Raw genomic sequence first — 13,827 nt, 5'->3', positions numbered from 1 at the left:
AACGCATCGGCCTTCAGGGACCGATGCGGGAATCATGCTACGGTTAGCTGTGGCGATGCTGATTACGACGGCAGCGTTTATCGTAGTGGCGCACCCACCAGTAGCGGTCGCTGACCTGCTCGTGGCCGCCAATACGGGCACCGGCCAGCCAGAGCACCGCACCAACGAAGATGCTTAAGATTGCGCCATGCGCAAAGAATTGTGGCAGGTTAAGCTGCGGAAGCTGGTTCAGAATGGAGTAACCCACCCCCACAACCATCACCACCAACCCTAACCCCATGAGTACGTTACCGAGTAACGAAGCGTTTTTGCGTTTCATGTGTCACCTCCGGACTTTGGGTTGCCAGGGAATGTCCCCAAATCTTATAGGTGTAGTATAGACAAGGTCTCTTCTGTGGAGTGCGCCCACGATCACATTAGTGAACAGCAAATAGACAAAAATTTACAAATAAGCCTATGAACAATATCAAATTCTAATGGTTTAGAGAGTAAATCATCAATGCTGGTATTGTCTCGAGGCCAGAACTTTGTCAAGCGCGCCCGCAGACAGTACACTACGCGGCAGAGAATGCCCCATGCAGGAAAGAAAACGTGACCATTAAACTGATTGTCGGCCTGGCCAACCCCGGTGCGGAATATGCCGCCACCCGGCACAACGCTGGCGCCTGGTATGTGGATTTACTGGCGGATCGCCATCGCGCGCCGCTGCGCGAAGAGAGCAAATTCTTCGGCTATACCTCGCGCATCAACCTGGCGGGCGAGGATGTTCGCCTGCTGGTGCCCACCACCTTTATGAACCTTAGCGGTAAAGCCGTGGCCGCGATGGCGACCTTTTATCGCATCAACCCGGACGAAATTCTGGTTGCCCATGATGAGCTGGATTTACCGCCGGGCGTGGCGAAATTTAAGCTTGGCGGCGGCCATGGCGGCCACAACGGCCTGAAAGACATCATCAGCAAGCTCGGCAATAACCCGAACTTTCACCGCTTACGCGTCGGGATCGGCCATCCGGGCGACAAAAACAAGGTTGTCGGCTTTGTCCTCGGCAAACCACCGGCCAGCGAGCAGAAACTGATTGATGATGCCGTCGACGAAGCGGCGCGCTGTACGGAAATCTGGTTAAAGGATGGTCTCACTAAAGCGACCAACCGTTTACACGCCTTTAAGGCGCAATAAGCCGTTGTCGTGCGGCATTTTTGCCGCGCACCGTGTATAATAGGCAAAGCTATTCAATTTTCTGCAATCTGTTCCTGATAACAGATTGATTATCCAAAGATTAAGGTGATTTAAATCATGGGATTCAAATGCGGTATCGTCGGTTTGCCCAACGTCGGCAAATCCACCCTGTTCAATGCGCTCACCAAAGCGGGTATTGAAGCGGCCAACTTCCCCTTCTGTACCATTGAGCCGAACACCGGTGTCGTACCGATGCCCGATCCGCGTCTGGACAAGCTGGCTGAAATCGTCAAACCGCAGCGTATCCTGCCGACCACCATGGAGTTCGTTGATATCGCGGGCCTGGTGAAAGGCGCGTCCAAAGGCGAAGGTCTCGGCAACCAGTTCCTGACCAACATCCGCGAAACCGAAGCTATCGGCCATGTGGTTCGCTGCTTTGAAAACGACAATATTATTCACGTGGCAGGGAAAGTGAACCCGGCGGAAGATATCGACGTTATCAACACCGAACTGGCGCTGTCTGACCTTGATACCTGCGAGCGCGCGATTCACCGCGTCTCCAAAAAAGCCAAAGGCGGCGATAAAGACGCGAAAGTTGAGCTGGCCGCGCTGGAGAAATGCCTGCCGCAGCTGGAAAACGCCGGTATGCTGCGCGCGCTGGATCTGACCAAAGAAGAGAAAGAGGCCATCCGCTATCTGAGCTTCCTGACCCTCAAGCCGACCATGTACATCGCGAACGTCAACGAAGACGGTTTCGAGAACAACCCATACCTCGATCAGGTTCGCGCTATCGCCGAGCAGGAAGGGTCTGTAGTGGTGCCGGTGTGCGCCGCGGTTGAAGCGGACATCGCCGAACTGGACGATGAAGAGCGTGATGAGTTTATGGCTGAGCTGGGTCTCGAAGAACCGGGCCTGAACCGCGTGATCCGCGCTGGCTACGCCCTGCTGAACCTGCAGACCTACTTCACCGCTGGGGTGAAAGAAGTTCGCGCCTGGACCATCCCGGTCGGGGCGACCGCGCCGCAGGCAGCCGGTAAGATCCACACCGACTTCGAAAAAGGCTTTATCCGCGCGCAGACCATCGCTTATGAAGACTTTATCGCCTACAAAGGCGAACAGGGCGCGAAAGAAGCCGGTAAAATGCGCGCTGAAGGTAAAGACTACATCGTGAAAGATGGCGATGTGATGAACTTCCTGTTCAACGTCTAATCCCGCTGGCTGGCGTTTCTGCCGCCATCGAGTAATAAAAAATCCACGCTCCGGCGTGGATTTTTTTTCCTGTGCGCAAGGCGGCGCGCTACTCCACGATATGGGTCTCTTCTGCCGCCTCGTAGCCATCAACGATCTGCACAATCTTTTTTAACTCGTCCTCAATAAAAGCCGGGGTGGCGCTTTCCCCTGAGGCCGGGTGATGAAGCTCCACCGAGATGCCGCTGGCGGCATTGGTCAGCGACAGGCTGATCTCCTGCGGATCCGCCGCAGACGAGGGTCGCCCGATATGCTGCGCGATGGTCGCCGCCGCCACGCCCGTATCAACTTCCGCGAGATGCCCCCACCTCATTTCAACATGCCCCTGCAGCCCTGCCTTTATCACCTGCAGCGTGTAGCCGCTTTTTGCCGTTGCCATCTCTTTTCCTCCGGTTTCGTTGCCCGGGCGTCATATTCTCAGCCCGGTTTTATCAGCAAAGTTCGAACATTTCTGCCTTGCCGTTAATGACTCTTTTCCACATAGGTCTGCATGTTTTCTTTGGTCACTAACTCAAACGGGATCCAGACATGGGACTCGACTTTTTCTCCTTTCATCAGCTTCAACGCCACCGCTAAGGCCGTTTTGCCCTGACCAACGGCATCCTGGAAAACCGTTACCTGGATCTTATCGCTGGCCAACGCTTTCAGCCCATCCGGCGTGGCGTCGATGCCGCCGATCAGCAGCTTCTTCTGGCTCTTCTCCAGCGCCATCGCCGCGCCAATCGCCATCTCGTCGTTGTTCGCCGCCACAATATCAATCGCTTCCCCGTTGCCTGTCCAGTTCTGCATCAGATCCATTCCCTCGCTGCGGGAATAGTTGGCCGGCTGTTTCTGCACCACTTTCATCGCCGGATATTTGGCCACCACCTGCTCTACGTCCCTGGTGCGCTGCAGCGCGCCGGCATCGGTGAGATTGCCGATCATGATGGCGACGTTGCCTTTGTAGTTCGCCAGCTTCGCCAGCGCTTCCATCTGCAATGTCCCGGACTCCCGCTCGTCCGAACCGACAAACACCACGCCAGGGGGTAACGTTTTATCCCCCGGCGTCCGGTTCACATACACCAGCGGCATCCTGGCCTGCTGCGCCATCTTCGTCAGCTGCGGGGTGCTGGCGGAGTCCACGGGATCAACGATGATCGCGTCCACGCCGGAGGCAATGAAGCTCTGCACCTGATCGGCCTGGCGTCCGGTGTCGCCGCGGGCGTCTTCGAACTGCACCTCGACCTGGCGGGCATGAGCTTCTTTCTCAATGGACTGACGAATAATGGTGAGAAAGTTTTGATCGAAGTAAGCCATCGAGACGCCGATCTTCTCCGCCAATGCCGAAGCGGAACTGGCCAGAAGGCCAACTAACAGGATGATGTTACAGTGCTTCATAGCATGCCCTCAGAGGTCGAAATAAAATTTTCAATATAAAATTAAACGGTATATTTAAATCATTTTCAGACTACGAAGGGCGTAGAGTTCTTGCAATCATGATGTAAAGAAAATGTTGCCATGCGCACACTTTATTTCACCGCCTCACTCACCGAAGGCCCACCGGTTGCGGGTCGCGCAGCGGGCGGTGGCGCCGGCTGTTTTCGCTTCAGCAGGGCATACTCCACGATCAGCTGTTGCAGATGCAGTTCGGCGAGACTACCGCGGGCGGCTGGCCAGGGTTGACCTGCGGGGAGCGCGGCCAGCTCGCGCAGCTGCTCTTCCAGCGGAACGGCGCGGTTAAGCGACTGAATGATGGCAAACACCGCCGTTTTCAGTTCGCTCACCGTCAGGTACTTCCCCTTCTGCTCGTCGAGGGCATTGAGCTGACCGGCGAGCCGTTGCAGCTGACGCATGCCCTCCGCCCAGCCGGTGAGGTTTTCCGCGGGCAATGCCGCAGCGCTTAGCTGCCGCTGCCACTGCTGCGCCAGGGGCTTTGCCTGTTCCGGCCAGCGGCTCAGGGCCAGCTGGACCAGCCGGTCGCCGTAGCTTATCGCCCAGTCCGGCGCCAGGCGGGCGAGATCGTCAAGCTGGCGCTGCGCCTGGCGCAGATCGACCGGCGCGTGGGGAGATGCCCCCGGGAGGTCCGCTAGCGGCCCGGCCTGTTGCGTCATCACAGTTGGCGGCAAATCGGTCTGGCGCAGCGCCAGCCATCCACCGACGGCGATGCCCGACACCGCCAGCATGGTGACCATTCCGGCGATAAATGGCTTCCAGCGCGCCGCGGCGACCGGAGTCGATGCCATCCCTGGCGCGGGCCGCTTTGCTGGTGAAGACGGAGCCGGCGGCTCAGCCTCTGGTCTACGTTGTCGTTCTCGCGCTGGCTCAGCCTTCGCAGCATCCTCTTCGCTGACCAGAGCGTCGGGAAGCGCCGCCTCAGACATCGCCACCGGCGGCGCGACGGGAGGCGCTGGCGCAGGGTCGAGGTTCTCAAAGCGGGTTGACGTGCTGCGCAGCAGCGCCCGCAGGTCACTCAGCGGGTTTTCAGGCGCGATCTCAAGGCGCTGGAGCACCGCGTCGAAGGTTTGCAGCGAACACTCAGCCTGGCTAAGCGACGCAAGATCGTCCGGGGTGAGGTTCAGGGTGCGGATCACCTGCCGCAGCCGCTTGCTCAGGGTGCGGAAGATTTCGGTGCGGGCCGGGAGCGCCTGCGGCCACAGGTTTTTACCCTGGTGGGCCAGCAGCGTTTCCAGCAGCGATAGCCCCTCGTTGATCCCTGCCAGGCCGTCCAGCCTGGCGCGGGCCAGCGTATACCAGGCGACAGTCTGCAGATCCGCGCCGTGATGCTCCAGCAGCGCACGGGCAAGCTGCTCGGCATACGGCCAGTTAATATCCGGCCGCGCCGGGTGGCTGAGCTTGTTCATTTCCGCACGCAGGGCAATAAAATCAGCCAGCGTGCGTGGGTCGCCACCGGTTTTATAGCGGCGGTCTTTATGTGTTGTCATCATGATGTCTTTCAGCGAGAGATTAGAGGGCGGAGCGGGCGTCAAGGTACTGCTGACGTTTAAGGTGGCGGATCAACACCCTGCCTTCAGGCATAAACTCTGTGCCGTAACGTACCAGACCGATATCCTTCAGCTCAGCATCAATGGCATAGCGCAGTTCGCCGGGCGCATCCTGATCGAGCATCACCACCGCGATCCGCTGCAGGCGCGGTTCGTATTTCAGCAACACCGCCGACAGCGTGCTCATCAGCTGATGCGCCGACGCCGGCATGCCCTGGAGGATAGCGGTCATATCCGGCAGGCCGTAGTCCGGCAAATGCGCCAGCGTTCCGGCCCGACAGTTGAGGATGCGCTGCATGTTATCGAGCACCGACAGGATGACCTGATCCGTTTCGCTGACGTTGTTCAGATCCAGCCCGCCGGCGAAATTGCCGTAGAGGATGTCGTACAGGGAGGGACGAGGCATTTCACTTCTCCTTAAGCGGGTGCAGCGTCAGTTGATTTTGGCTGGCTTCGATAATGCGCGGTCTCGCCGGGTCGAGATCGTCCCGGGTGAGTACCAGCCGCCAGCTATTTAGCGTCAGGTCTGGATCGATAAACATGGCCGCCACCGCCACAAACTGCGCGCTGGTTTCCATGGGCATATCAACGGTCACCGATTCGCCCGGACGCAGGCGAATATCTTTTTCCGCCACCCGGTCCGCCTGCAGCGCCTGGCCATCGCCGGCAAACAGCGACGGGTAGTCAGTATTGTCAAACGCCTGCCGGTCCTTCAGCTGGTAAATACGCACCACCGTCGCCAGGGAGGCGCCTTTGGCGTTGTTATTCACGCCTTCCCGGGCGCGAAGATCCAGATGAAGCGTTTTCACCTGGGGGTAAAAAATGGACTGGGTCACGGAAACGGCGCCGTCTTTCACGGTCTGCGTCAGGCCGCAGCCGGTTAAGAGGGTGACCATGAAGAATGCCAGTAACGTGGCAGAGGGTTTAACTGCGGTAATCGCCATCTTCATCGCTCTCCCTGCGGTGGAGGTTTTCCCGGACGCGCTGATAGCGCCCCAGATAAATCGTGATCCTGTCGTCAGCCTGCTTCTGCGCATCCAGCGGTTGCAGCACAGCCGTTCTCCCGAGCTGGACGGCATGCGCCTGCTGGCAGCAAAGTTGCGCATCCGGCAGTAAATGGCGGGCGACGCAAAGCTGCAGCCGCACGTCGAGATGAGATCCGAGCCAGACGTGCAGGAGCGCCATCAGGTCGCTGAACAGTTCGCCGCCGGGCAGCCAGCCGCGGACCTCATCAGGCTTTTCCGTCGCCAGCAGCAGCAACACCTGACCGTTCACATCCGTAGCGTGAGTTCCCATCACTGGCCGATGTTGCAGGCTAACCGGCTGGCGGACGCTCATCGCTAACGGCTGCGACAAGGGGATCCGGCAGGGATCGTGGTGGTACACCGTCGCCCGGGTCCCCGGGGCCAGGAGCGCCACCAGCGCCTCCATGCCTTCCCCGGATCTCCCCGGCAGCATCATTACCGGCAGCAACGCCAGAAATCGCGACAGCGGCGCTGCGGCAACGGCGGCACATCCCGGTATACCCAGCCCCGCCAGGCCTAGCAGATACTGCGAGGTGTTGTCCGTGCCACCCGCCCGAAAGGTTGCCGGGTAGGAATATTTGCGCCAGATACGGTAATACTGGGCGATCAGCCGATGGTTAAAGATATCGAGAAAATCCTCGGTCGCCTCGACGCCTTCCCGCCGTTGCGCAATGTCATCGCTATAGTGGGTCGGCAGTGGGGATTCCACGCCGTAGAGTCCCATAAAAGCAACGCGCACCGTCGGCAGCCGAGACGGTTCGGGATCGTCCATTCCACGGATTTCGCCGGCCGGGAAACCCATCCCCGGATGCGGGCGAAAGCGTATGGGTTCATCACCCACCAGCCAGCCGCTGCCGATGATCGGCGCCTTCGGCTGGATCTCCTCCAGCAACTGGCAGAAGCGGTAAAAATTCATGTACGGCAACTGAGGCCGGAGCTGCGCCATCAGCCGGGCAGGCGCAGACTGTGATTCTCTTTCCACCGGATACATTTTCCTTCAGGTTGAACAATGAGCGTTAGCTGGTTGAACTGATTCATATCGGCATACAGCGCGAAAAAGCGGTTGAGCATGTCGCCAAACAGATGGACATCCCCCATGCCGGTAAATCCACTGCCGTCGAGCGTCACTTCGATATCCAGCCCGCGCAGCAGGAATCCCTGTTCGAAACGCTGAATTCGGTGATGGCTGACCGCCAGAATAGCGTCCAGACGACGGTTATTGAGCTCATCCTCCCGCCAGTTGTAGAGCGACAGCGTACCGCGCAGTACCTCGGCGCTGCTCATCATGTTGAGAAAACGGGTGCCCAGATGGCTCATGACCCGCCAGTGGTAGCGGTCTTCCGCCGGGGGATATGCCGGCAGCGTGGGTTTACAGAGATTACGGACGTTAAGCGGCGTGGCTGATATCGACTCACAGCGATCCAGCAGCGTGCTCTGTAGCGCCCGGCGCGGCAGCTGGCCGTTAGTGCCGGTGATGCGCAAGGAGACCGTTTCCCGCGCCAGCGCCCGGTCAGCCTCCCATTGCTGGCCGCCGAGGATAAGCCAGGTATCGTGCATGCCGGTGACGCCCCGTTTGACGCGGGTGTGGTAGTAGCGCTCCGGCGCATGGCGACGCATCATTCCCCCCTGGTGACGAAAGCGGGTGAAAGGCACATAGCGCGCCTCCCCGGTGCGCCCGGAGCCGGTCACGCTGTCGACAGAATAGATTTCGGTATGCCCGTCCTGCAGGCGCTTCGGACGCAGGAGGTATTCGCTCTCCAGCCCGCTGATGGTCAACGGATCGGCCTCGAGGGTAAACAGGTTAATCACCGGCACACAGTGCAGGCGCAGGCTGCTTGCGCTGACGGGTAAATCGCTTTGCCAGACCTCGCTGAACACCACCTCAAGCGTGAAATGCGCTATCCCCGCCGGCAGGGTGATGTTTTCCAGGCCATTTAGCTGCACGAACATAAATTTTTCGCGAAAGGTGAAATACTCGAGCAGCAACTGATAGCCGCTGAAAGCGCTCTCCCCCTTCGGCCATAAACGATCCTCCTCGCTGAATCCCCCCGGCGAAAAATAGCCGTCGAGGCTTACCCGCTCTGTCAGACCCGGCAGGCGCAGGTACAGCGCGGCCTGGCGTCGGGTCAGCCACAGATGGAGGGCGCTGCCGGTAACGGCGTCTTCCCCCAGGTACAGCGCCAGGCGGCGGAGATCGGTCTGCGACCAGTCAGTCAGCTCGCTACAGGCGAAGCGTAGCCGCAGGGCCGAACGTCCGTCCGGCTCCGCCGTCATCACCGCCTCCTCTATTGCCAGCGGATTAAGCGTCAGATCGCGGGTGGTTCGGTACCGGCACACGGTATTTTTCGGCCCCAGTGGGCGGGAGCTTATCTCAAACCCGGCGGGCACCGTTTCCACCATCTTCATCGCCGGCAGCGTTGGGGTCAGCGCCACGATCGATAGCGATGGAATGGTGCGCAGGTAGTGCGGCCACAGCATGCTGACCAGCCCCTCGGTCAGCTCCGGCAGATCATCATCAATTTTTTCGCGCAAGCGACCTACGGAAAAGGCAAAGCCTTCAAACAGGCGCTCAACGTAAGGGTCCGGCGTGCCGGCTTTATCGAGATCCAGCATCGCCGCCCGGTCGGGGTGAGCCTGCGCGAACGCTTTTGCCGCCTCACGCAGGTAGCGCATTTCAGCGTCAAAATATCGCAGGGTTAAATCGTCCATTATGACTATTCCATTATTCGTCTTCAGGGAGACACGCAGCATGGCTGCGCGGGCAGATTAGTTGGCCGCCGGGCGGCCATGAGCAGAGGAGGCCCGGCGTCGCAGGTCAACGCCAATCAGTGAGGGAGGCGGTTTCAGTATCCCTCTTCGCCGGGTATATCGTCGGTCAGCGGAACACGCTCAGCAGGCGCGCGCACGCTGAATATCGTCTCCGGTAGCGTAAAGTTTCGCAGGGCCAGCAGCGCCAGCGGTCCTTCCCCCGACTCGGTGCGCAGGGTGTAGTTCAGCGACAGACCATCCGGCGCTTTCCAGCTCAGGCTCCAGCTGCTGCTCGTTCCGGGGTAAGCGCTGACCACCGCCTTATCCAGCAGGCGGATCCAGCCCCAGGCCCCCTGAAGATCTGCATACTGGCGGGTGCCCGCCCGGGTGCTGATCCAGCTCAGACTGGCGCCCGGCGCTTCGGTATCGGCGGGCCAGCTGAACCGCCGCCAGGCCGGCATCTGGTTCATGTAGACAAGTTTCTGGCTGTCGATGACCAGCTCCGTCTGCATCACGCCATCCGCGGTGCCGGGGCGTAGCGCAAAATGCAATCCCGCTTCGCCGTTGGCGAACGCGACGTCGGAGAGATGGCTCAGGGTATTCATCGCCTGCAGAAAGGCCGGGTTAAACGTCAGCCCCTGGGCATTGATACTGTCCGCCATCCAGCGGCTCCCCTCTTTATGCAGTACGCCGTTCAGCCGGGTCTGCAGAAAGCGGGCGATGCGTCCGGTCTCGCTATTGAGATATTTTGCCAGCAGCGGCAGTGAAACTTCACTGCTGGTATTTTTAAAGGGGTAGCGACCGCCAAAAGCGCTATTCCAGTCCTCCACCACCGCGCTGCGCCACTGGGCGTTGAGACTTTCCGCCGCCGGGGTCAGCACCTGCTGCCAGGCCTGCTCCATCGGGCGAACAAACAGCGTCTGCCCAAAACCACTCCACTGCTGGCCCAGTCCCGCCGCCACCAGGCTGCCGTAGTCGCGCGTTTCGGTTAGATCCACAGCCTTGCCCTGGAACACCGTCTGCGCAAGCAGGCGCGTCATCGCCTGCGGGTCGGTGGCGTTGGTGACCTGCTGCAGGCGCAGACGCACCTGGGTGACGCGGGTCAGGAAGGTCTGCAGGCTAAGACGGCTGGTGGGCGTCCCGCCGTCGCGATTGTCCAGCAGCGCCAGTACGGGCCCGAAGGTTGCATCCAGAGGACCGCGCGCGCCGGACTGCTGATCGATGGCGGGTGGGTTGTCACGGTTGAACAGCTGCCTGGCCGATTTGACCAGCGAATCGGCGATGGCTTCCCCGGTCTGGCCGGTTCGCCCCTGCACGCTCAGGGTGTTCATCAGCGCCACCAGCGGCGACTGGCGCACATCGGCCATCAGGGTCAGCTGGTCGATGGCATCGGAGAGGGTCGCCGCGCGCTGCCAGCGCAAACTGTTGAGAAAATCCAGCCAGGCGCCGCTAAAATCAGCGAAATAACGCTCCGCCAGCCGGGCTCGCAGAGTTTCCGGCGACGTCGACTGCGCGGCAGGCTGCTTCGCGTCGCTCAGCACCCAGTCCATGTCATCGCGGCGTTCCGCGACCACTTTCTCAATGGCGGGCTGCACCGTCTCTTCCCAGGCTTTCCGGCTGAACATCCCCGGCACCACCTCATCGGTGGTGAACAGGCGCGACGCGTCGGTGTCGCCGGTCATGTCCGCCAGGTGCAAGTCCGCATACTGGTTCGCCACCTGCGCGAGCATCTTCTGATAAAGCGTGGACTCACTGTTGCGCTGGCCCAGTTGGCGAATTAACCGTGTGCGCGCCTGGCTGACCAGACCGTCATCGACAGGCAGAAGCCACTGCGGATGCGACGCCAGGCTGGCAGCGTAAAATGCCAGTAGCGAAGGGCCGCTGCCCTGCCAGACGCCGTCGGCGATGCCTGAGCGCTGCGACCAGTCCTGCATCAGCGTGGTGGCAAACCAGGACGCGTCCATCCTCTCAGGGCGCGAGAGCATCAGGTACAGTTTTAACTGGTCGTAAGCCGTTTTTGCCCTCTTCTCGCGAAGCGGACTGTCCGGCGGAAGCTGCGCAAAGGCGTTCAGTTGCCCTTCCAGATGGCGCGCCGTCGCATCACGCAGCAGCGGTAAGGCGCTTTCGCCATAGCGCGGCAGAAGCGCCGCCAGCAGGTCATCATTCTGGCTGAGGCCAGCGCGGAGGTACCAGGGTACTCCGTGCTGTGACCGGTATTCCAGCCGGGCAAGGGTTTTCTGTAACGCGGAGAGCGCATGCAGGCGTACGGCCAGCGGCTGTTTTCCCGCCGAGGCCTGCTGCACCTGCTGCTGTGCGGTCGCCACCAGGTGGCGGTTGGCGATAAAAGAGACTGTCATTGAGGCGGCCCAGAGTAACATCAGGGCAGCAGCGGCCACGCTCATCCCACGCATCCAGTCGACGCCCTGTTTGCGCGGACGTAGACCGGCTGGCAACCACAGCACAGAGTCTGGTATCGTTTCCCAGCGGTTATCCCGTCCCCAGTGATGACTGACACTGCGACCAGCCTCTACTGACGCCTCACTAAATACCACCCCGGCCAGTGGCAATGGTCGGTATGGATTAAGTAGTATCGATAACGATTCCACCACCGCTTCCGCTTCCCGAGTCAACTGGTCGGCCAGCGCGAGTAAAAAATTGTGCTGTGGTTGCCCGCATATCTGCTGGATGCCCTGCTCTATCAGTAACGGCGCCAGGGCAGTGAACTGTTCGGCAACTATTTGCGGCGTACAACCTGCGGGTAACAGGCAGCCTACAGGCTGAGTGATACGTCCATTTTTTTCGTTGCCCCCCTCATACAGCGACCAGACGTATAGGGGAAGTTTCCATCCAAGAGCTTCGTAGCGTAGCTTTAGAGAGTGAGACACATTGTCCATTTCATCTGGCGTGAGCCTGGGCTTCGTTCTGTTCATCGTTGTCAAAACGCCGTCAAAGCCCGATGTTACCCACACCATACCATCAGCCGGGCGATAACGCAGTTTACGCAGCGCTGTGAACCAGGCGTTATCTACCGCTGCCCCAGGGTCTCCACCCCACAGCAATAATGTACCCTGATCTTCCTGCCAGAGTTCCTGCGTGAGCTTTGGGGTCAGTTGTTCTACGTCTCTGACTGAGCCAATTATCAGCAGAATACGGACTTTGCGGGACCAGTCGCGTCCATACTGATAGCGTAGAGTCTGGCGAATTTCCCCCACCGTAATATGATGGGGAGGTGTCAGCGCCACGCGCCCTTCTTCGCCGGGTAAGACGCTGGCCTGCTGCGACTGCCGGCGATATAAACTCTCCTTCACACGGCGGGACATTGCAGGAAGGTAAAAAATAAATACCAACGCCAGACAGACCAGGACAAACGCCAGTACCTGCTCGCCCCGCGTATTGATATTCAGCATGCCGCCATAGCGGGTGATCCCCCACCATATTGCAGCCATCCCGGCCAACGTAAGACCGGCCAGGCCAAACCGGCCCAGGCCATTACCCGGTATATTCATCTTCACTCCCTGGGGTGATGGTACTGATAAAATGTTCCTGTTCGCTGGAAAATAACGCCAGCAGGGGCTGTTTACGGAGGCTGACCAGATCGGCTGCCAGCGCGGTCAGGAGCCAGGGCGCTGCGGGTCCCGGAATACCGCACCATTTTTCCAGCAGTGCGATATCTTCAGCTTTCCATGGGGTATGCATTTTGCCGCCCTGCGTGATAAGCGCGGCGCTTCTTTCCGTCCATTTTTTTGCGTCCCCGATAACGGAGGGCGTCTGGCAGGCGACAGTCTGGGTTTCCAGAAACAGGGTGATATCGTCTTCAAAGTTCGTCATATCTAAGGGCATAGGACGTAACAGCCGTGATGAGTGCGGCAGATGGTATTTTTGCGCCACATCATCGCTGGTCAGCAGCAGCACGGCCAGCCCGTCGGAGTATGCTGTACCACCGTTGAGCTGGATGACCAGGAGTAGATTGACCGTCAGTACAGGCTGCTTCAGGCGCTCCTCCACTTCCGACAGTGAGAATGAGCCGGTAACGGTAATATCATCAGGCACGGCGCGGCCAGGAATGTGTTCTTTCCAGAGATTACTGAAACTGCTGGTCAGCTCAGGCGAGGGATTATCCGTGATCAGGGTGACATACAGCGGTAGCTCTTCCGGCAGGCACTGCACGCGCTCTTCTATACTGGTCAGCAGCGCATGCATCGCACTCAACTGCACGGGCTCTTCTGCCGGAAGGTAATTAATCCTGCGGGTAAGTCCGTATTGCTGAGGCCGCTCACTCCCCCAATGCGCCGCAGAAATATGATCCGGCAACAGCACTGCACTGCCCAGAACGGCCAGCCAGCGCCCGGCCCAGTCTTCCCACCTCTGCTGTCCGTATTCCGCCTCTTTCAGCAAGAACTGATGCGCTTTCAGATCCCTGTCCCACAGGTAGCAACGCAGACAAAAAATCAGCAACCAGCATCCTGCAGGCATCAGGGATACCCACCAGATATTTATCACTGAGAGAATTTTTACGGTGCCGGAAGCATGGAGGATAAAGAGCAGGACACCGATAATCGCCATCAGTACACCGGCAAACAGCCATCGGGTCAGTGAAGGAGCCGATGGCTGCTCCATGGTCAATGCTTTTGTTCGTACCCAGCCCATTT

General features: G+C 59.4%; 12 protein-coding genes. 2 read left to right on the top strand and 10 right to left on the bottom strand.

Annotation, left to right across the window (positions count from 1 at the left end; translation table 11 throughout):
- Positions 1–43: 43 nt before the first annotated feature.
- Entirely contained in the window at positions 44–319 is a 276-nt protein-coding gene (gene ychH, locus ABLV52_RS08095) for a stress-induced protein YchH (protein WP_002910437.1), read from the bottom strand.
- A 272-nt stretch (positions 320–591) separates the two neighbouring features.
- Here ychH and pth point away from each other — a divergent pair, with 272 nt between their 5' ends.
- On the top strand, positions 592–1,176 hold the full coding sequence (gene pth / locus ABLV52_RS08090) for an aminoacyl-tRNA hydrolase (RefSeq protein WP_004180389.1): 585 nt from the start codon (positions 592–594) through the stop codon (positions 1,174–1,176).
- 117 nt (positions 1,177–1,293) lie between these two features.
- Positions 1,294–2,385, top strand: a complete 1,092-nt coding sequence (ychF, locus tag ABLV52_RS08085) for a redox-regulated ATPase YchF (RefSeq protein WP_002910443.1) — start codon at positions 1,294–1,296, stop codon at positions 2,383–2,385.
- An 88-nt stretch (positions 2,386–2,473) separates the two neighbouring features.
- Here ychF and ABLV52_RS08080 read toward each other — a convergent pair whose 3' ends face one another.
- The 9 genes from ABLV52_RS08080 to ABLV52_RS08040 form a co-directional block, all read right to left on the bottom strand.
- Complete coding sequence (locus tag ABLV52_RS08080; protein ID WP_348890255.1) at positions 2,474–2,803, bottom strand: DUF1869 domain-containing protein; 330 nt, start codon at positions 2,801–2,803, stop codon at positions 2,474–2,476.
- Positions 2,804–2,886: 83 nt separating this feature from the next.
- Positions 2,887–3,801: a sugar ABC transporter substrate-binding protein gene (locus ABLV52_RS08075; protein WP_348890254.1), complete on the bottom strand. Its 915-nt coding sequence runs from the start codon at positions 3,799–3,801 to the stop codon at positions 2,887–2,889.
- A gap of 131 nt (positions 3,802–3,932) precedes the next feature.
- On the bottom strand, positions 3,933–5,348 hold the full coding sequence (locus ABLV52_RS08070; protein ID WP_348890253.1) for a VasL domain-containing protein: 1,416 nt from the start codon (positions 5,346–5,348) through the stop codon (positions 3,933–3,935).
- A gap of 19 nt (positions 5,349–5,367) precedes the next feature.
- Positions 5,368–5,811 carry a type VI secretion system baseplate subunit TssE gene (gene tssE / locus ABLV52_RS08065; protein ID WP_048297773.1) on the bottom strand — a complete coding sequence of 148 codons (444 nt, stop codon included), beginning with the start codon at positions 5,809–5,811 and terminating at the stop codon, positions 5,368–5,370.
- Position 5,812: 1 nt separating this feature from the next.
- The gene (gene tssJ / locus ABLV52_RS08060; protein WP_072199221.1) at positions 5,813–6,349 is read right to left on the bottom strand and encodes a type VI secretion system lipoprotein TssJ; all 537 of its coding nucleotides are present in this window, start codon (positions 6,347–6,349) and stop codon (positions 5,813–5,815) included.
- Positions 6,330–7,346 (bottom strand): type VI secretion system baseplate subunit TssG, encoded by a 1,017-nt coding sequence (tssG, locus tag ABLV52_RS08055; protein WP_348890266.1) that lies wholly within the window; start codon positions 7,344–7,346, stop codon positions 6,330–6,332. Before tssG ends, tssJ begins: the two co-directional genes overlap by 20 nt.
- 29 nt (positions 7,347–7,375) lie before the next feature.
- A complete protein-coding gene (gene tssF / locus ABLV52_RS08050) occupies positions 7,376–9,139 on the bottom strand; it encodes a type VI secretion system baseplate subunit TssF (RefSeq protein ID WP_348890252.1) in 1,764 nt (587 codons plus the stop codon).
- A gap of 134 nt (positions 9,140–9,273) precedes the next feature.
- On the bottom strand, positions 9,274–12,684 hold the full coding sequence (locus ABLV52_RS08045; protein WP_348890251.1) for an ImcF-related family protein: 3,411 nt from the start codon (positions 12,682–12,684) through the stop codon (positions 9,274–9,276).
- Positions 12,668–13,825 carry a type VI secretion protein gene (locus tag ABLV52_RS08040; RefSeq protein ID WP_348890250.1) on the bottom strand — a complete coding sequence of 386 codons (1,158 nt, stop codon included), beginning with the start codon at positions 13,823–13,825 and terminating at the stop codon, positions 12,668–12,670. The genes ABLV52_RS08045 and ABLV52_RS08040 overlap by 17 nt, the downstream gene beginning before the upstream one ends.
- Between the last annotated feature and the right edge of the window lie 2 nt (positions 13,826–13,827).

This window comes from Klebsiella sp. GB_Kp056 (assembly GCF_040064755.1).
In the GTDB taxonomy this organism is placed as follows: Bacteria; Pseudomonadota; Gammaproteobacteria; order Enterobacterales; family Enterobacteriaceae; genus Klebsiella; species Klebsiella quasipneumoniae.
The sequence above is the reverse complement of the archived record's forward strand: the minus strand, read 5'-3'. Positions and strand labels throughout refer to the sequence as shown.

What these genes read in the sequence shown, in the direction of transcription:
- ychH (WP_002910437.1), bottom strand. Translation starts at nt 319, where the DNA reads ATGAAACGCAAAAACGCTTCGTTACTCGGTAACGTACTCATGGGGTTA.
- ychF (WP_002910443.1), top strand. Translation starts at nt 1,294, where the DNA reads ATGGGATTCAAATGCGGTATCGTCGGTTTGCCCAACGTCGGCAAATCC.
- ABLV52_RS08080 (WP_348890255.1), bottom strand. Translation starts at nt 2,803, where the DNA reads ATGGCAACGGCAAAAAGCGGCTACACGCTGCAGGTGATAAAGGCAGGG.
- ABLV52_RS08075 (WP_348890254.1), bottom strand. Translation starts at nt 3,801, where the DNA reads ATGAAGCACTGTAACATCATCCTGTTAGTTGGCCTTCTGGCCAGTTCC.
- ABLV52_RS08070 (WP_348890253.1), bottom strand. Translation starts at nt 5,348, where the DNA reads ATGATGACAACACATAAAGACCGCCGCTATAAAACCGGTGGCGACCCA.
- tssE (WP_048297773.1), bottom strand. Translation starts at nt 5,811, where the DNA reads ATGCCTCGTCCCTCCCTGTACGACATCCTCTACGGCAATTTCGCCGGC.
- tssJ (WP_072199221.1), bottom strand. Translation starts at nt 6,349, where the DNA reads ATGGCGATTACCGCAGTTAAACCCTCTGCCACGTTACTGGCATTCTTC.
- tssG (WP_348890266.1), bottom strand. Translation starts at nt 7,346, where the DNA reads ATGAATTTTTACCGCTTCTGCCAGTTGCTGGAGGAGATCCAGCCGAAG.
- tssF (WP_348890252.1), bottom strand. Translation starts at nt 9,139, where the DNA reads ATGGACGATTTAACCCTGCGATATTTTGACGCTGAAATGCGCTACCTG.
- ABLV52_RS08045 (WP_348890251.1), bottom strand. Translation starts at nt 12,684, where the DNA reads ATGAATATACCGGGTAATGGCCTGGGCCGGTTTGGCCTGGCCGGTCTT.
- ABLV52_RS08040 (WP_348890250.1), bottom strand. Translation starts at nt 13,825, where the DNA reads ATGGGCTGGGTACGAACAAAAGCATTGACCATGGAGCAGCCATCGGCT.